This window comes from uncultured Aquabacterium sp., from assembly GCF_913773725.1.
Classification (GTDB): domain Bacteria; phylum Pseudomonadota; class Gammaproteobacteria; order Burkholderiales; family Burkholderiaceae_C; genus Aquabacterium.
This window is the reverse complement of sequence record NZ_CAJYGK010000040.1, coordinates 1-17,709: the sequence shown is the minus strand read 5'-3', so window position 1 is coordinate 17,709 and position 17,709 is coordinate 1. Positions and strand designations below refer to the sequence as shown.

15 protein-coding genes, 1 tRNA gene and 2 pseudogenes are annotated in these 17,709 nt (G+C 62.8%); 8 read left to right on the top strand and 10 right to left on the bottom strand.

Annotated elements, in window-relative coordinates; genetic code table 11:
• Window positions 1-66: 66 nt before the first annotated feature.
• Window positions 67-423 (bottom strand): metalloregulator ArsR/SmtB family transcription factor, encoded by a 357-nt coding sequence (locus tag QZ709_RS04745; RefSeq protein WP_057091752.1) that lies wholly within the window; start codon window positions 421-423, stop codon window positions 67-69.
• Between the two features lie 235 nt (window positions 424-658).
• On the opposite strand from QZ709_RS04745, the gene QZ709_RS04740 reads away from it, so the two are divergent.
• From QZ709_RS04740 to QZ709_RS04725, 4 genes are all read left to right on the top strand, one after another.
• Entirely contained in the window at window positions 659-3,154 is a 2,496-nt protein-coding gene (locus QZ709_RS04740; RefSeq protein ID WP_366937141.1) for a heavy metal translocating P-type ATPase, read from the top strand.
• Between the two features lie 15 nt (window positions 3,155-3,169).
• Window positions 3,170-3,649 (top strand): Cu(I)-responsive transcriptional regulator, encoded by a 480-nt coding sequence (cueR, locus tag QZ709_RS04735; protein ID WP_047218353.1) that lies wholly within the window; start codon window positions 3,170-3,172, stop codon window positions 3,647-3,649.
• A 15-nt stretch (window positions 3,650-3,664) separates the two neighbouring features.
• Window positions 3,665-4,003 (top strand): ISC system 2Fe-2S type ferredoxin, encoded by a 339-nt coding sequence (gene fdx / locus QZ709_RS04730; protein ID WP_012614051.1) that lies wholly within the window; start codon window positions 3,665-3,667, stop codon window positions 4,001-4,003.
• A gap of 217 nt (window positions 4,004-4,220) precedes the next feature.
• Window positions 4,221-4,979, top strand: a complete 759-nt coding sequence (locus QZ709_RS04725; protein WP_008786745.1) for a MauE/DoxX family redox-associated membrane protein — start codon at window positions 4,221-4,223, stop codon at window positions 4,977-4,979.
• Between the two features lie 74 nt (window positions 4,980-5,053).
• Here QZ709_RS04725 and QZ709_RS04720 read toward each other — a convergent pair whose 3' ends face one another.
• Window positions 5,054-5,248 carry a heavy-metal-associated domain-containing protein gene (locus QZ709_RS04720; RefSeq protein WP_003821167.1) on the bottom strand — a complete coding sequence of 65 codons (195 nt, stop codon included), beginning with the start codon at window positions 5,246-5,248 and terminating at the stop codon, window positions 5,054-5,056.
• 100 nt (window positions 5,249-5,348) lie between these two features.
• Window positions 5,349-5,597, bottom strand: a pseudogene (locus QZ709_RS04715) (Lrp/AsnC ligand binding domain-containing protein); the annotation flags it as partial.
• Between QZ709_RS04715 and QZ709_RS04710 the strand changes: the two are divergent.
• Window positions 5,593-6,162 (top strand): annotated as a pseudogene (locus tag QZ709_RS04710) (VOC family protein); the annotation flags it as partial. The pseudogenes QZ709_RS04715 and QZ709_RS04710 overlap by 5 nt on opposite strands.
• A 320-nt stretch (window positions 6,163-6,482) precedes the next feature.
• Window positions 6,483-7,376 carry a LysR family transcriptional regulator gene (locus QZ709_RS04705; RefSeq protein WP_012614048.1) on the top strand — a complete coding sequence of 298 codons (894 nt, stop codon included), beginning with the start codon at window positions 6,483-6,485 and terminating at the stop codon, window positions 7,374-7,376.
• A gap of 26 nt (window positions 7,377-7,402) precedes the next feature.
• Here QZ709_RS04705 and QZ709_RS04700 read toward each other — a convergent pair whose 3' ends face one another.
• Window positions 7,403-7,696: a helix-turn-helix transcriptional regulator gene (locus QZ709_RS04700; RefSeq protein ID WP_024082527.1), complete on the bottom strand. Its 294-nt coding sequence runs from the start codon at window positions 7,694-7,696 to the stop codon at window positions 7,403-7,405.
• Between the two features lie 110 nt (window positions 7,697-7,806).
• Between QZ709_RS04700 and QZ709_RS04695 the strand changes: the two genes are divergently transcribed.
• Window positions 7,807-8,448 carry a substrate-binding domain-containing protein gene (locus QZ709_RS04695; protein ID WP_047218352.1) on the top strand — a complete coding sequence of 214 codons (642 nt, stop codon included), beginning with the start codon at window positions 7,807-7,809 and terminating at the stop codon, window positions 8,446-8,448.
• 48 nt (window positions 8,449-8,496) lie between these two features.
• On the opposite strand, the gene QZ709_RS04690 is transcribed toward QZ709_RS04695, so the two are convergent.
• From QZ709_RS04690 to tig, 6 genes are all read right to left on the bottom strand, one after another.
• Window positions 8,497-10,440: an integrase arm-type DNA-binding domain-containing protein gene (locus QZ709_RS04690; protein ID WP_047218351.1), complete on the bottom strand. Its 1,944-nt coding sequence runs from the start codon at window positions 10,438-10,440 to the stop codon at window positions 8,497-8,499.
• 225 nt (window positions 10,441-10,665) lie between these two features.
• A tRNA-Gly gene (locus QZ709_RS04685) sits at window positions 10,666-10,741 on the bottom strand.
• 103 nt (window positions 10,742-10,844) lie between these two features.
• A complete protein-coding gene (gene lon / locus QZ709_RS04680; RefSeq protein WP_016445089.1) occupies window positions 10,845-13,259 on the bottom strand; it encodes an endopeptidase La in 2,415 nt (804 codons plus the stop codon).
• Window positions 13,260-13,379: 120 nt separating this feature from the next.
• On the bottom strand, window positions 13,380-14,642 hold the full coding sequence (clpX, locus tag QZ709_RS04675; protein WP_294636157.1) for an ATP-dependent Clp protease ATP-binding subunit ClpX: 1,263 nt from the start codon (window positions 14,640-14,642) through the stop codon (window positions 13,380-13,382).
• Window positions 14,643-14,749: 107 nt separating this feature from the next.
• The gene (gene clpP, locus QZ709_RS04670; RefSeq protein WP_016445088.1) at window positions 14,750-15,358 is read right to left on the bottom strand and encodes an ATP-dependent Clp endopeptidase proteolytic subunit ClpP; all 609 of its coding nucleotides are present in this window, start codon (window positions 15,356-15,358) and stop codon (window positions 14,750-14,752) included.
• Between the two features lie 135 nt (window positions 15,359-15,493).
• Entirely contained in the window at window positions 15,494-16,804 is a 1,311-nt protein-coding gene (gene tig, locus QZ709_RS04665) for a trigger factor (protein ID WP_016445087.1), read from the bottom strand.
• Window positions 16,805-17,373: 569 nt separating this feature from the next.
• Between tig and QZ709_RS04660 the strand changes: the two genes are divergently transcribed.
• Entirely contained in the window at window positions 17,374-17,592 is a 219-nt protein-coding gene (locus QZ709_RS04660; protein WP_016445086.1) for a hypothetical protein, read from the top strand.
• Window positions 17,593-17,709: the final 117 nt, after the last annotated feature.

The window sequence follows — 17,709 nt, the reverse complement described above, 5'->3', positions numbered from 1 at the left end:
CGGGCGGTGGGGCGCATATCGCCATGGAACGTAGGCCACGCTGCAACGGCATGCTATGCCCAACAGTTACTCGTCGTTGTGGTCTTCCGCGATGTGGGTGGCCATATCCAGCAGCACCTGGTTCACGTGCTTGTCCGCCACCTCATAGAAGATCTGTTTGGCCTGGCGCACGCCCTTGACCAGGCGAGCACCGCGCAGCAGCCGCAGGTGGTGGCTCACCAGCGACTGCGAGAGTTCGAGGGTTTCAGCAATGTCCCCGACCGAGGAGGAGCCCTTCATGCAGCACAGCATGATTCTCAGCCGGGACGGGTCACCCAGGAGGCGGAATGTCTCAGCCAAGATGGTCACGTCATTCTGTGACAGCGATTCCAAATCGGCGCTGGGACCCTTCGGTGGGGTACTGAATGGCTTACTTATATTCATTTTTAAAATATTTCCTATCCTCGAATGGCTGTTTTCGCTCTTCAGAATTAACAAGGCAGCGGCCGCTTAGGCTCGCGCAGCAAAGAACCAGTGCGAGCCTGGCAGGCAAGGCCTCCGTTCCCCGTGCGCCGGGTCATTTCTGAAACCTGACAGCATCCGAAAAAGCGCTTGACCTTCCCACGATGGTAAACCCTAAGCTCCCTCCATGTCGAATTTCAACTATGGGAAGCACACCATGAGCATGGCAACAACGAGTAGTGCTGGCGCCCAAGCAGCGGCAATCAGCCTGCCCATCGAGGGCATGACCTGCGCGAGCTGCGTCGGCCGAGTCGAGGCCGCCCTGGCCAAGGTGCCGGGCGTGGACAGCGTGTCCGTCAATCTCGCCACCGAGCGGGCGGACATCCGCCTGGCCGGTCCTGTCGATCGCATCGCGTTGATCCAGGCGGTCGAGAAGGTCGGCTACGACGTGCCGGCTGGCACCGTCGAACTGGCGGTCGGGGGCATGACCTGCGCCTCCTGCGTGGGCCGCGTCGAGAAGGCACTCAAGGCCGTGCCCGGCGTCACCGAGGCCACGGTCAACCTCGCGACCGAGCGTGCCACCGTGCGCGGCGTGGCCGCCGTGGCGGACCTGATCGCGGCCATCGAGAAGGTCGGCTACGAGGCCAGCCCGGTCGATACCGGCGCGCACGCCGACGAGGAAGCCGCCGAGAAGAAGGACGCCGAGCGCGCCGAACTCAAGCGCGACCTGACCCTGGCCGCCGTGCTGGCGCTGCCTGTGTTCGTGCTCGAAATGGGCTCGCACATGATTCCCGGCATGCACGAGTGGGTGGCTTCCACCATCGGCATCCAGCAGAGTTGGTATCTGCAGTTCGTGCTGACCCTGCTGGTGCTCGCCATTCCGGGCTGGCGCTTCTACGAGAAGGGCTTCCCGGCGCTGTTCCGCCTGGGTCCCGACATGAACTCGCTGGTCGCGGTCGGCACGGCCGCGGCCTTCGGCTATTCGATGGTCGCCACATTCGCGCCCAGTCTGCTGCCGGCCGGCACGGTGAACGTGTACTACGAGGCGGCCGCCGTCATCGTGGCGCTGATCCTGCTGGGCCGCTTTCTTGAGGCACGGGCCAAGGGCCGCACCTCCGAGGCCATCAAGCGCCTGGTCGGCCTGCAGGCCAAGGAGGCGCACGTGCTGCGCGACGGCCGCATCGTGGACATCCCGATCAACGACGTGGCGCAGGGCGACATCGTGGAAGTGCGCCCTGGCGAGCGCGTGCCGGTCGATGGTGAAGTGACCGAGGGCCTCAGCTTCGTGGACGAGTCGATGATCACCGGCGAGCCGATTCCCGTCGAAAAGGCGGAAGGCAGCACCGTGGTCGGCGGCACCGTCAACCAGAAGGGTGCGCTGACGCTGCGCGCGACCGCCGTGGGCGGTCAGACCATGCTGGCGCAGATCATCCGCATGGTCGAGCAGGCGCAAGGTTCCAAGCTGCCGATCCAGGCCGTGGTGGACAAGGTGACACTGTGGTTCGTGCCCGCCGTCATGCTGGCCGCCGTGCTGACCTTCCTGGTCTGGCTGGTGTTCGGCCCGTCGCCCGCGCTGTCCTTCGCGCTGGTCAATGCCGTGGCGGTGCTGATCATTGCCTGCCCGTGCGCCATGGGTCTGGCGACGCCGACCTCCATCATGGTCGGCACCGGCCGCGGCGCCGAGATGGGCGTGCTGTTCCGCAAGGGTGAAGCCCTGCAACTGCTCAAGGACGCCAAGGTGGTGGCCGTGGACAAGACCGGCACGCTGACCGAGGGCCGCCCGGTCCTGACCGACCTGGAGATTGCCGACGGATTTGACCGCAACCAGGTGCTGGCGAAGGTCGCCGCTGTCGAATCGCGCTCGGAGCATCCGATCGCACGCGCCATCGTCGAGTCGGCCGTGGAAGGTGGCATCGCGCTGCCGACGATGACAGACTTCGATTCGGTCACGGGCATGGGCGTGCGCGCCACCGTGGACGGCGCGCGTGTCGAGGTCGGTGCCGATCGCTTCATGCGTGAGCTGGGGTTGGACGTGGGCGGCTTCGCTCGCACGGCCGAGCGCCTGGGCAATGAGGGCAAGTCGCCGCTGTACGCCGCGATCGACGGCCGGCTGGCCGCCATCATCGCCGTCGCCGACCCGATCAAGTCCAGCACGCCCACGGCCATCGCCGCGCTGCACCAACTCGGCCTGAAGGTGGCAATGATCACCGGCGACAACGCGCGTACCGCGCAGGCCATCGCCAAGCAACTGGGCATCGACGAGGTGGTGGCCGAAGTGCTGCCTGAGGGCAAGGTCGAAGCCGTGCGCCGGCTGAAGGCCAGCCACGGCCAGATCGCCTACGTGGGCGACGGCATCAACGACGCCCCAGCGCTGGCCGAGGCAGACGTGGGCCTGGCGATCGGCACCGGCACCGACGTGGCGGTGGAGTCGGCCGACGTGGTGCTGATGTCCGGCAACCTGCAGGGTGTGCCCAACGCCATCGCGCTGTCCAAGGCCACCATCGGCAACATCCGCCAGAACCTGTTCTGGGCGTTTGGCTACAACACGGCCCTGATCCCGGTGGCCGCGGGCGTGCTGTACCCCGCCTATGGCGTCCTGTTATCGCCGATCTTCGCGGCCGGCGCAATGGCACTGTCTAGCGTGTTCGTGCTCGGCAATGCGCTGCGTCTTCGCCGCTTCCAGCCGCCGCTGGCGGCCGACACCGCTCAATGAGAAAGGAGGAACACCATGAACATCGGTGAAGCATCCAAGGCCTCGAAGGTCTCGGCCAAGATGATCCGCTACTACGAGCAGATCGGCCTGATCCCTCCGGCTGACCGCACCGATTCGGGCTACCGCGCCTATACCCAGGACGACGTTCACCGGTTGCATTTCATCCGGCGTGCGCGCGACCTCGGCTTCTCGGTGGCCGAGATCACGGACCTGCTGGGGCTGTGGAATGACAAGTCGCGCCAGAGTGCTGACGTCAAGCGTCTGGCCCAGCAACACATCGACGAGTTGGACCGGCGCATCGAGAGCATGCTGGAGATGGCCGCGACGCTCAAGGCGCTGATCCGGTGTTGCGCCGGCGATGAACGGCCCGACTGCCCGATCTTGCACACGCTGGAGCAGCCCGATACCAGTGACGACGAGCCCGAAGCGCGCACCGGCGCCGTACCGCGCCGCGCGCGAGCCAGCGCAGCAGGAAAAAAGCCGCGTGCGCACTGAGCAGCCAGGAGAGATATGCCCAAAATCACCGTCTTGCCCCATCCTGAACTGGCTCCCGAGGGCGCCGAACTAAACGTGCCAGCCGGCACTTCGATCTGCGAGGCCCTGCTGGACAACGGCATCGAGATCGAGCATGCCTGCGACATGAGCTGTGCCTGCACGACCTGTCACTGCATCGTGCGCAAGGGGTTCGATTCCCTCAACGAGGTCGAGGAGTGCGAGGACGATCTGCTCGACAGGGCCTGGGGACTGGAGGCGCAGTCGCGGCTGAGCTGCCAGGCCATCGTTGCGACCGAAGACCTGACCGTCGAGATCCCCAAGTACACGATCAACCATGCCAAGGAGAACCACTAGGAGCCTGCGTGCTGCCTCAGGCGCACCGGCCTGCGGCAGGGTTGCTCTGGTAGATGGAGGACTGACGGCATTACAGCCTGACGACCGACCCGCGAGCCAGATTCCTACACCCCCTTGCATCACCGCCGGTTAGGCTGGAAATGTCGTCAAAGTCCTTCAATCCGTGATAGTCGGCGCTGCGGCCGGCCCATGAAAAGGCCCACAGGAGAAGTCCAGCATGTCTGCGCCCAAACAAGCCACGCTCTACCGGATGGTCATGCCCGGCCATACCTGCCCCTACGGGCTGAAGTCGCTCGATCTGCTCAACCGCAAGGGCTACGAGGTCGAGGACAAACACTTGGCGAGCCGCGAGCAGACGGATGCGTTCAAGAAGGAGCATGGCGTCGAGACCACGCCCCAGGTCTTCATAAACGGGCGGCGCGTGGGCGGCTATGACGACCTGCGCAAATTCTTCGGCATGTCCGTGAAGGACAAGAACGCCGTGACCTACACCCCTGTGATCGCGCTGTTCGCCATGGCGGCCGCGATGGCGCTGGCGGCGAGCTGGGCGGCCTTCGGCCAGCTCTGGAGCATTCAGGCGGCAGAGTGGTTCGTGGCCTTTGCCATGTGTCTCTTGGCGCTGCAGAAGCTCAAGGACGTGGACGGCTTCGCGACGATGTTCCTCAACTACGACCTGCTGGCCAAGCGCTGGGTTCGGTATGCCTATTTCTACCCGTTCGCGGAGGCCATCGCAGGTGTCCTGATGGTCGCGGGCGTGGGGATGTGGGTGTCGATTCCGTTGGCGCTGTTCATCGGGACCGTCGGGGCCGTGTCGGTTTTCAAGGCGGTCTATGTCGATCGCCGGGAACTCAAGTGCGCCTGTGTGGGCGGGGACAGCAACGTGCCGCTGGGCTTCGTGTCCCTGACCGAGAACCTGATGATGGTGGCGATGGCCCTGTGGATGTGGGCCAAGGTCGCCTACCTTGGGATGCACTGAGCGCCGCGCCAGGTACGGCGCAGCGCACGTGCTCGCATCGGCCGTCCTGTGTGCAGGCCGGCCACGACGCGGTGTTACTGCGCGCGCGGCGGGAAGCCAGCTTCGCTCAGGGCCGCGGCGATCTGCTCTTGCGAGGCCGAGGTCTGGACCTCGACACGGCGGGTCGGCGGGTCCGTGACGATCTTGGCGTTGGGGTCGATCGTTTGGATCGTTTTCGTCACAGTGCGGGCGCAGCCGCCGCAGGTCATGTCTTCGAGATGGAATTGCATGGAAAACTCCTTTCGGGTTGGGGTGTTTGAAGTGTGCTCCTTGCCACCGTTGGAAGGTCAATCGCTATTTGCATCCCCGCCACACCAACCGGCCGAATGCTCATAGGGGCAAGGCCGTGGTGCTCTTTACGCGATCCAGCACGAAGCTGGTCTTGCAGTCCTGCACGCTGGGGTGCTTGAGCAGCGTGTCGAGCACGAAGCGGGAGTAGTGAGCCATGTCCATGACGACCACCCGCAGCAGATAGTCCATGTCGCCGGTCAGCGCATGGCACTCCACAACCTCTGGCCAGTTCTGGACAGACGCGCGGAACACGTCCATGGGATTGCGCTTGTGCGAGTCGGAGTACTGGGCCGACTTCTACACGAAGTTCTTCAACTTCCAAGAGATCCGCTACTTCGACATCAACGGCGAGTACACCGGCCTAGCCTCCAAGGCGATGAGCGCGCCGGACGGCCTGATCCGCATCCCGCTGAACGAGGAAGCACGCCAGGGCGGCGGCCAGATTGAGGAATTCTTGATGCAGTTCAGCGGCGAGGGCATCCAGCACATCGCCCTGCTGTGCGACAACCTACTCGATGCGCTCGACCGCGTGCAGATGGCCGGTATCCCGCTGCTGACCGCCCCCAACGACATCTATTACGCAAACTTGGAAAAGCGCCTGCCCGGCCATGGCCAGCCCGTGCCCGAGTTGCAGGCGCGCGGCATTCTGCTCGACGGCACGACCGAAGGCGGCCAGCCCCGCCTGCTGCTGCAGATATTCTCCGAGCCGCTGCTTGGCCCGGTGTTCTTCGAGTTCATCGAGCGCAAGGGCAACTACCGCGAGGGCTTCGGCGAAGGAAACTTCGGTGCCTTGTTCGAGTCGATGGAACGCGACCAGATCAACCGTGGCTCGTTGGAAATCAACCCGGCCTGATTTGGGCCTTTCCATGAAGGCAGAGCGCCTTCAGTCCTACATCTCGCGAGCCCCTCTGTGGGCTCGCGCTACTTTGGCGTCAGTACTGCCTTAGCCGCTCAAGCATTGAGCGGGTTGGCTTCGGCGTCACGTTCCGAAACAGTTGCTACCGCCCTTGACTTGAGTTAATACATGAACATATGTATTATTATTCAAATACACCGATGGCCTTTTTCCTCGCCCTGAAGAGGGACCCAGCACTACCTCGCCCCCTCTAAGCGCACTTCGGCAGCAATGCGCCGTGGCCAACCCAATGACCAGGATTGCTGAAGGACGTGCCCATGGAACTTCGTCATTTGCGCTGCTTCGTGGCTCTCGCCGAAGAGCTGCATTTCACCCGTGCTGCGGAGCGCTTGCACATCGAGCAGCCGCCGCTGTCCCGCACGATCAAGGAATTGGAAGACGAACTGGGGGTGCTGCTCTTTGACCGCGATCGGCGGGGAACGCGGTTGACGCCAGCGGGCACCACCTTCCTTCAGGACATTCGCAGGCTGTTCACCAACCTGGAGCAGGCACGAGAAAACGTCAGGGCGATCGCCGCAGGCCTAAGAGGCAGCGTGCGCATCGCCATCTCCGATGGCGCCATCGACCCGCGGCTGTCTGCACTTCTTGCCCTGTGCCGCCAGGAGGAGCCGGAGATCGAAATACGGCTCTCCGAGGTCACCCTGGCGGAACAGTTGCGGGGACTGCGATCCGGCGACTTCGCGATCGGTTTCGCACACACCGCGGACGTCGGCGACGGACTGGTGACGGAGCCCATCTGGCAGGACCCGCTGGTGGTGACCGTGCCGATCCGGCACCCGTTGCTGGCCCACAAGGAAGTGTCGCTACGTGAACTCGTGAGTTACCCGCTGGTGATGTGCGATCCGCAGCTTTGCGAGGGCTACTGCCGCGAATTGACCCGGCTGCTACATCCCCTGGAGCGCGAGTCCACCATCGTTGAGCATGTCTCGTCGCTGGACATGATGCTCACATTGGTCGGAGCTGGTTACGGCATCGGCTTCGCAACGGCGACCCGAATCGCGGCGTGTCAACGTCCCGACGTGGTGATCCGGCCGTTGGCGCTCGATTCGGCCGTCATCATCACCTACCTGCTTCGGCCCGAAGGCGGTAGCGGACTATCCGCACCCGTAGAGCGCTTCATCGAGCGTTTGCGTTCGCCAAAGAGCGATTAGCTACGACGCCTGCGCCACATCCGGCGTCACGCATCGCCCTGAAGGTAGAGGTTGCGCTCCGTGGCCGTCATCAGTTCGGCCGAGCTGATCTTGAGAGCCAGGGAAATTTTTAGAATGAGAGCGAGTGTCGGCATGTGCTCGCCGCGCTCAATCTTGCCCATGTGCGAGCGCGCGATCCCCGCCAAGCCCGCGAACTCATCCTGAGCAATCCCCTGAGCCAGGCGAGCGGCTCGCACCGCTTGCCCGAACGCCAACGCCGGTGCGGACTCATAGGTGGTTACTCCGGCGGGCCGTCCAGGCCGAATAGTGCGCTTCTGCATTCGCAGAAGCGTCATGGAATCACTGATCTTTAACCACGTTAAAGATATCTCTTTAGTATGATGTCGGTAGGTCTTTTCGATCCCCTCCCGCCGCCTCTTTGGGGGTATCCATGCATGACGTCATCAGTCCGCGCCCGAATTTCACGGTCGCCATAGCGCCAGGTGTACCGTCTTCACGGCTGTCGGCGCTGCTTGCACTGCAGCGAGCGCAGGAGCCGGGCGTCGCGATGGCCGTGCGTGAAGTTTCGGATCAAGAGTTGATGACGGGCCTGCAGGAGGGCCGCTACGACGCGGGACTATCTCTTAGCGGTGCAGGGGATCACCTGACGAGTAGCCGGAGGCTATGGTGCGAAAGCATGGCCGTTGCGATACCACCGCGGTCCCGCTTAGTTAACCACGCGAAGCTCACCATCTCAGATCTTCAGGGTTATCCAATCTATCGCTGGCGGGTGGAGGCTTGTCCCTTGCTGGACGAGAGGTTGGCCTCCCTCATGCCGATGGACCAAGAGAACATCCTGTCTGCAACTTCATTCGAGATGATGGCGCTGTGGGTCTCATCCGGCTACGGCATCGGCGTATGCGCGCAATCGCGCATCGAGCGTGCCCATCAATGGGGGATCGGCATGCGACCGCTCGCCGATGGCCCCTACAATATCGTGACGTACCTCCAACGGCCCCACGCGCAAGCCGATTCTGCTGCCAAGCGGTTCGAGCGTAGAGCGCTACAGATTGCTGGGGAAGGTGCAAGGTGATGGGCCTACGGCCGGAAGCGTCATCCCGGCCATAGGCTGACCCGTGGATTAGGTTCCCTCGATCACCACAGCGCTGTCCACTAGCCCACGAACGCTCTGCCGCACATCTTCCGGGACGGGCTGCGGGACGACGGCCTTGGGCACATCCTCGTGATGCCGGTAGTCGCCCATGATGACCCGTACGATCGCCGGCACGTTGGTCGGCGTGACCGCATCGATGGCGGCGCGATCGCCCAGGTCAGGGTGCGGCTGGGTCAGCATGCGGTAAAGTCCCCAAGAATCCGCGTGCGGGCACTGGTTCATGAGCACCTGGGCCAGCCTGTGTTTGAGCGGCACCAGTTGCCAGTCCGGAACACGCTGTCCCCGATTGCCAAGACTGATAGCCAGCAACTTTCCGGCTTTCAGTTCGCGGTTGATCTGGTCCTTGGACTTCCCGGCCAGCTTGCCGAACAACGGGACCGGCAGGCTGTTCGGCGACTCGTAGATAGCCAGCATTTCCTCGCGCTCGCGCTGGATCGCGGACACTTCCGGCTCTGGGACATGCACCGGAGGCGGCGGCAGATGCGATAGTCTCCGGAACGTGATTCCGCCGCTGCTCGAAGTGACGACAATGGGCGTTGCGACAAGGGACCGCACGCCGGGCACAGGCGGTTCGGCCACGGTGGGGGCCGCACCCACCGCCTCTTCCACTTCTGCCATCGCAGGCACCCCATCGATGCGGATGGTCAGGTGTGCGCTCGCAGCTTCTACCTCGCCCTGTTCGAGCAGGTCGAGGCGATCGGCCCAGTCCTGCATCATCCGGCGCCTCGGCTCCACGTATTTGGCGTGGTTGTAGGCCGAGCTGACCTTGTTGGGGTCAGAGTGCGATAGCTGTGCATCAACCCAAATTTTTGGATAGCCGATTTCGTTCAGCGCCGTCGAGATGGTGCCGCGGATGCCGTGCCCCGTCAGGCGCCCCTCGTAGCCCATGAGTTGCAAGGCCTTGTTCAGGGTATTTTCGCTGATGCGCTTCTTGAGTTCGCTGGTATGAGCCAACAGGTACTTCTGCGCCGGCCGCATCGCGCTCAGCAGGTAGCGCACGATCTCGATGGCTTGCAGAGAGAGGGGCACGATGTAGGGCGGCACGTCCTGCGGCCGCTTTCCGGCCTTGCGCATTTCGTCCTGGAGCTGCTTGACGAATTGCGGTGGGATGATCCACAAGCCGCGGTCGAGGTCGAATTGCTCAGGCTCGGCAAGCCGCAATTCGCCCGTCCGCACCCCAGTTAACAACAGCAGCCGCACGCCAAACTGGGTCTGCCAGCCGCGGGGGGTGTAGAGCCGAAGCTTCTGAAGGAACTCGGGCATCTCGAGCAGGTGCAGATAGGGATTGTGGGTCACCGGAGGCTTTGGTTCGGCCACCACATCCAGGTCAGCAGCAGGGTTGACCTCCAAGCCCTCGGCAACGACCAAGGCATAGCGGAACATCTGGTTGAACCAGGTGCGAACCTTTTCGGCGGTGGTGAACGCTTTGCGCTTCTCGATCGCCGCCAGAACTCCCAGGAGCTGAGGGCGGCGAATGTCGTAGATCGACATCTTCCCTAAGGCTGGCAGCACGTCCTTGTTGAAGATGCGCAGGATCTGCGACAGGGTGCTCTGGCGGCCTTCCTTGAGTTCCTTGCGGCGATGCTCGACCCAGGCATCAAAAACGTTCCTAAAGGTGTATTCACCCGCCAATTTGGCCGCGTGCCGGCGCTGGTCACGCTCGATTTGCGGATCAACCCCCCTGGCAAGCAGGGCTTGGGCCTTATCCCGCTCGACGCGGGCCTCGCGCAAGCTGAGGGCAGGATATCCGCCCAGGGACATACGTTTTTGCTTGCCCAGCCAGTAGTAGCGGAACATCCACGACTTACCGCCTGCAGCAGAGACCATCAGACCCAGGCAATCATTATCGGAGAGGGTGTAGCGTTTTCCGGTGGTTCTTGCCTGCCGGACGGTCAGATCAGAGAGTGCCATTTCGAGGCTCCTAAGTAATGACTCAGGCCCTATGCTCGTCATGGTTCCCGCTCAGCCCCAGCAACTATCCGGTAGCCGTCCACCCGTATTCTTGTGCCTTAATTGGTCACTCAAAAACGGTAGCTGTGGGTGGATTTCCGTGGCGCTCGCTGGAATGAAAAAAGGGGCTGAAGCCCCTTTTTTCAATGACTTACAGACGTCAGTAGAAGTCTGTAGATCATAATTTGGAGCGGGAAAACGGGTTCGAACCGTCGACCTCAACCTTGGCAAGGTTGCGCTCTACCAACTGAGCTATTCCCGCGTTTCTATCGAAGCCTGACATTCTACAACGTCGTTTGCTGCGATGGGATGAATTGTAGCGTAGTTCTTGGAGGGTTCAGGAAAAACGCTACATTTTTTCATCTTCAGTGCTTGACTGCAGGCTCCACAGCCTTGGTTTCCGCCGGGGCCACGGCGGCGGCCTCCTCGTCGGACAGAGGCTCTGGCACACGTTCCAGCGCCACCTTGAGGACCTGGTCGATCCACTTGACGGGAATGATTTCCAGGCCGCTCTTGACGTTGTCGGGGATCTCCTGGAGGTCCTTGACGTTCTCTTCGGGAATCAGCACCGTCTTGATGCCGCCACGCAGGGCCGCCAGCAGCTTTTCCTTGAGGCCGCCGATGGCGGTGACCTCACCGCGCAGCGTGATTTCACCAGTCATGGCGACATCGGCACGCACCGGGATACCCGTCAGCGCAGAGACGAAGGCCGTCGTCATGGCTGCACCCGCGCTGGGGCCGTCCTTGGGGGTGGCGCCATCGGGCACGTGCACGTGGATGTCCTTCTTCTCGAAGGCCTCGTCCTTGATGCCCAGCATGCGCGAGCGGCTGCGCACCACGGTACGCGCGGCTTCGACCGATTCCTTCATCACGTCGCCCAGCGAGCCGGTGCGCGAGATCACGCCCTTGCCGGGCATGATGGCGGCCTCGATGGTCAGCAGATCGCCGCCGACCTCGGTCCAGGCAAGACCCACGACCTGGCCGATCTGGTTGTTCAGTTCGGCACGGCCATAGGTGTACTTGCGAACACCCAGGTAGTCAGGCAGGTTGTCGGCAGTGACGACGACGGTGGGCTCCAGCTTCTTGAGCTGCAGGCCCTTGACGACCTTGCGGCAGATCTTGGACAGCTCGCGCTCCAGCGAACGCACGCCGGCCTCTCGCGTGTAGTAGCGCACGATGTCGCGGATGGCGGATTCCTCCACCCGCATCTCGCCTTCCTTCACACCGTTGTTGGTGATCTGCTTGGGCAGCAGGTAGCGGATGGCGATGTTGACCTTTTCGTCCTCGGTGTAACCCGACAGGCGGATCACTTCCATGCGGTCCAGCAGCGCGGGCGGGATATTCATGGAGTTGGAGGTCGCCACGAACATCACGTCGCTGAGGTCGAAGTCCACTTCGACGTAGTGATCGCCGAAGGTGTGGTTCTGCTCGGGGTCCAGCACTTCCAGCAGGGCGCTCGACGGATCGCCACGGAAGTCCATGCCGAGCTTGTCGATTTCGTCCAGGAGGAACAGCGGGTTGCGCGTGCCGACCTTGTCCAGGCTTTGCAGCACCTTGCCCGGCATGGCGCCGATGTAGGTGCGGCGGTGGCCGCGGATTTCCGCCTCGTCACGCATGCCGCCCAGCGCCATGCGGACGTACTTGCGGCCCGTGGCCTTGGCGATGGACTGGCCCAGCGAGGTCTTGCCCACGCCCGGAGGTCCGACCAGGCACAGGATGGGCGCCTTGACCTTGTCCACGCGTTGCTGCACGGCAAGATATTCAAGGATGCGGTCCTTGACCTTTTCAAGGCCGAAGTGGTCGGCATTGAGCACCTCCTCGGCATTGGCCAGGTCGTGCTTGATCTTGGTCTTCTTGCTCCAGGGCAGGCCCGTGAGCACATCGATGTAGTTGCGCACCACGGTGGCTTCGGCCGACATGGGCGACATGAGCTTGAGCTTCTTGAGCTCGGCCTCGGCCTTCTTGCGCGCCTCAGCGGGCATGCGAGCGAGCTTGATCTTCTTTTCGATCTCTTCGATGTCGGCGCCGTCCTCGCCCTCGCCCAGCTCCTTCTGGATGGCCTTGACCTGCTCGTTCAAGTAGAAGTCGCGCTGGTTCTTTTCCATCTGGCGCTTGACGCGACCACGGATGCGCTTGTCGACATTGAGGATGTCGACCTCACGGTCCAGCTGCTCGAACAGGTTTTCCAGGCGCTCCTTGATGTCCACCAGGTCGAGCACGGCCTGCTTGTTCTCGAGCTTGAGCGGCAGGTGTGCGGCGATGGTGTCGGCCAGGCGGCCGGCATCGTCGATGCTGGCGATGGAGGTGAGGATCTCGGGCGGGATCTTCTTGTTGAGCTTGACGTACTGGTCGAACTGCTGCGTCACGGCGCGGCGCAGGGCTTCGATCTCGCTGGGCTTGTGGGTTTCGGCCTCGGGCGCCACGGGCACGACGGAGCCCACGAAGTGGGTCTCTTCATCCATGACCTGCTTGACCAGCGCGCGCTGCTGGCCTTCGACCAGCACCTTGACCGTGCCGTCGGGCAGCTTGAGCATCTGCAGGATGGTGGACACGCAGCCGACGTCGAACATGTCGGCCGCCGTGGGTTCGTCCTTGGAGGCGGTCTTCTGGGCCACCAGCATGATGCGGCGGTCGCCCTCCATGGCCAGCTCCAGCGCCTTGATGCTCTTGGCGCGACCCACGAACAGCGGGATCACCATGTGGGGGAACACGACCACATCGCGCAGCGGCAGCAGCGCCAGGTCTAGGGGGGTGGAAGGCAAAGGGGTATGTCCTGACATGGGAATCCTCGGTTTGTCAGCGGAAGATGGTCCGCCCACCGGTGTATTTCAACCCCGCAGCCCGAAAGGATTTCGGGCCACAGGGACTTGCGCTGCCGGACCTTTGCAGGCAGCGGCGCATCAGGCTTTCTTGGCCGCCTCGCGGTAAACCAGCAGCGGTGCTTTTCCGTCTTCGATGGTGGACTCGTCCACCACCACCTTCTCGACATTGTCGGCATTGGGCAGTTCGTACATGGTGCCGATCAGCGATTGCTCCAGGATGGAGCGCAGGCCACGCGCACCCGTCTTGCGCGCCAGCGCCTTGCGGGCGATGGCCTTGAGCGCGGCGGGCCGGATCTCCAGCTCCACGCCTTCCATGGCCAGCAGCTTGCTGTACTGCTTGACCAGGGCGTTCTTGGGCTCGGTCAGGATCTGCACCAGGGCGTCTTCGCCCAGTTCGGCCAGGGCCGTGACCACGGGCATGCGGCCGACCAGCTCGGGGATGATGCCGAACTTGATCAGGTCTTCAGGCTCGATCTCCTGGAACACTTCCGAGATGGAGCGCTGCTTCTTGCTCTTGACCGTGGCGCCAAAGCCGATGCCCGACGCCTCGGTGCGGTTCTCGATGACCTTCTCCAGGCCCGCGAACGCGCCACCGCAGATGAACAGGATGTTGGTCGTGTCGATCTGCAGGAAGTCCTGGTTCGGATGCTTGCGGCCGCCTTGCGGGGGAACGCTGGCCATGGTGCCTTCGATGAGCTTGAGCAGGGCCTGCTGCACGCCCTCGCCCGACACGTCACGCGTGATGCTGGGGTTGTCGGACTTGCGCGAGATCTTGTCGATCTCGTCGATGTAGACGATGCCGCGCTGCGCACGCTCGACGTCGTATTCGCAGCTTTGCAGCAGCTTCTGGATGATGTTCTCGACGTCCTTGCCCACGTAGCCGGCCTCGGTCAGCGTGGTGGCATCGGCCATGACGAAGGGAACGTTGAGCATGCGCGCCAGCGTCTGCGCCAGCAGCGTCTTGCCGGAGCCCGTGGGACCGATGAGCAGGATGTTGCTCTTGGCCAGCTCAATCTCGTCCTTGCCGGCCTTGTCCTTGTGACGCAGGCGCTTGTAGTGGTTGTATACGGCGACAGCCAGCGTGCGCTTGGGCAGGTCCTGGCCGATCACGTAGTTGTCCAGGTTGGCCTTGATTTCGGCGGGCGTGGGCAGGTCGCCTCGGCCGTCCTTGGCCTCGGTGCTGGGCTGCTCGTCGCGGATGATCTCGTTGCAGAGATCGATGCACTCGTCGCAGATAAAGACTGACGGACCCGCGATCAGCTTCTTGACCTCATGCTGGCTCTTGCCGCAGAAGGTGCAATAAAGGTTTTTTTCGCTGGAGGAGCCTTTTTTCTCGGCCATGGGGTCGGTGCCTTGTTACAGAAATATGGAAAAGGATGATAACCAAATGGAAAGCGGCGTTTTCCGTAGGGGGAAAACGCCGCCCATTCTCATGCAGCCTCCGGGCTTCAGGAGCGCTTGTTGATCACCTGATCGACCAGGCCGTAGTCCTTGGCTTCGTCGGCGGACAGGAAGTAGTCGCGCTCGGTGTCGTGCTGGATCTTTTCCAGCGGTTGGCCCGTGCGCTCGGCCAGGATCTTGTTCAGGCGCTCGCGGGTCTTGAGGATCTCGCGGGCGTGGATCTCGATCTCGGTGGCCTGGCCCTGCATGCCGCCCAGCGGCTGGTGGATCATGACCTGGGAATTGGGCAGCGCAAAGCGCTTGCCCTTGGTGCCAGCGGCCAGCAGGAAGGCACCCATGCTGGCTGCAATGCCGGTGCACAGCGTGGACACATCGGGCTTGATGAAGTTCATCGTGTCGAAGATGGCCAGGCCGGCGCTTACGGAGCCGCCGGGGCTGTTGATGTAGAACGAAATGTCCTTGTCGGGGTTTTCGCTTTCAAGGAACAGCAGCTGGGCCACGACGAGGTTGGCCGTCTGGTCATTGACAGGGCCCACCAGGAAGATCACCCGGTCCTTGAGCAGGCGCGAGTAGATGTCGTACGACCGCTCTCCGCGGCCGGACTGTTCGATGACCATTGGGATCATGCCCAAACCCTGAGTTTCCAATGCGCTCATGTTTTCTCCAGTACTAGGGGGCTACTTTAGCCGTATCCGGAAAGAAAATGGGGCTTGTGCGCCAAAGCACAAGCCCCGCAGATGCCAACCCGCCCGCCGATCTCACGAAGCGGCAGGCAGGCGGTGCTCAAACCCTCAGGCCTGGCCCATCAGTTCGTCGAAGGACACGGCCTTGTCGGAGACCTTGGCCTTGCCCAGCACGAACTCGGTCACGTTGTTTTCGATGACAACGGCTTCGACTTCAGCCAGGCGTTGGCGGTCGCCGAAGTACCAGCGTGCCACGTCTTCGGGCTTTTCGTAGCTGGCGGCCAGCTCTTCCACGTGGGCCTTGATCTGCTCGGGCGTGGCGTGCAGCTCGTTGGCGCGCACCAGCTCGGCCACCACCAGGCCCAGGCGCACGCGGCGCTCGGCTTGGGGCAGGAACACGTCTTCAGGGATCTCGGCCTTGTCGGCGTCCTTGATGCCGCGCTGCTGCAGCTCGGCGCGGGCGCCTTCCAGCAGACGTGCGACTTCAGCCTGCACCGAAGCCTTCGGCAGTTCCAGCTCGGCCTTGGACACCAGGGCGTCCATCACGGCTTGCTTGTTGCGGCCCTGGACGCGGAACTTGACTTCACGCTCCAGGTTCTTCTTGATGTCGGCGCGCAGGCCTTCGACCGTGCCTTCAGCCACGCCCAGGGCCTTGGCAAAAGCCTCGTCCACTTCGGGCAGGTTGGCGGCTTCGATCTTCTTGACCGTCACCAGGAAGTCGGCAGTCTTGCCGGCCACGTCCTTGCCGTGGTAGTCGGCGGGGAAAGCCAGGGGGAAGGTCTTGGACTCGCCGGCCTTCATGCCGCGCACTGCGTCTTCGAATTCCTTGAGCATCTGGCCTTCGCCGACCAGGAACTGGAAGTCTTCGGCCTTGCCGCCGGAGAAGGTCTCGCCGTCGATCTTGCCTTCGAAGTCCACGGTCACGCGGTCGCCGTCCACGGCCACATCGGCCTGGGCGCGCTGCGCGAAGGTGCGGCGCTGCTTGCGCAGGATGTCCACGGTCTTGTCGATGGCGGCGTCGTCCACTTCGGCGGTCAGCTTCTCGACTTCGGCCGAGGTCAGGTCACCGATCTTGACTTCAGGCATCACTTCGAAGATGGCTTCGAACTGTGCCTCGCCCTCGGGAGCGCCTTCCTTTTCGGAGATGCGGGGCTGGCCGGCCACGCGCAGCTTGGCTTCGTTGACAGCCTGTGCGAAAGCCTCGCCGACCTTGTCGTTGAGCACTTCGTACTGCACCGAATAGCCATAACGCTGGGCCACCACGCTCATCGGCACCTTGCCGGGACGGAAGCCGTCCATCTTCACGGTGCGCGCCACTTGCTTGAGGCGGTTCTCGACTTCGCTCTGGATGGAGTTCAGGGGCAGGCTCAGCGTGATCTTGCGCTCGAGCTTTTCAAGGGTTTCAACAGTAACGGCCATGTTTGTTCCTATGAGGGATTGGACCGTGCCGGCTGCTGTACAGCCCGCACCGTATTGCGCAAAAGTCACGGTGCAACGCGAGCCAAAGCCAGTCGGCCGCGCGGCACCTCAGATTTCAAGGGCTTACATCACATGCGCCTGGCCGCTGGGGACCGCACATGGTTCGCTCAACCCGTGATGTAAGCGAAGCCGGACATTATAAACGAGGCGGTTTTAACCTCCGGACGCACCCACTTGCGGGGAATCCCCCAATCCGTTTGCAAACGGGCCGTCCCTACAGGAAGCGGGCTTGAGCAGTGTTCGCCGCAGTTGAGCGGCGTTGGTGCGTGGTGCGCGGGGGGCGGGTCGTCAACCATTCAAAAACAATCACTTGCCTTCACAGCGCGGGATTCGCGCGGGCCGTTCAAAAGCCTCCAGGTGCACTCTGCACACCCCAGGTCGACATGTACACGACCTGATCAAAACCCCGCTTGCCGTCCTCAATCAGCAGATGAAACAGGGTCACTTCAAATTGAAACATCTGCCCATTCGACCTATACTGTATGTGCATACAGTAGAAAGAAGACGTGATGCAGCACCAGATTGAGACGGTCAGGGACGATGTGGAAAGCGCCAGCGAGCAAGTGGCCGCCATCTGCGAGCTGCTGGCTGCAGCCCGGGGCACGGCCGTGCACGCCTCGGCCATTACCGCATTGCTGCTGCCGGTGTCACGCAAGCTCAGCGCGGCGGCGGGCGACCTGTCCGACCATCTGCATCGCAGCCAGGCAATTGGCAGCAAGCGCAGCTAGCCCAGCCCACCTTCGCCTCGACAAGGCCCCGCCCTGCGGGGCCTTGTCGTTCCTGCACCGGATACGCCGATGGTGTGCCCGGTTTGCGCACAGGCTTCGGCGATTGCCCGGTTGGCG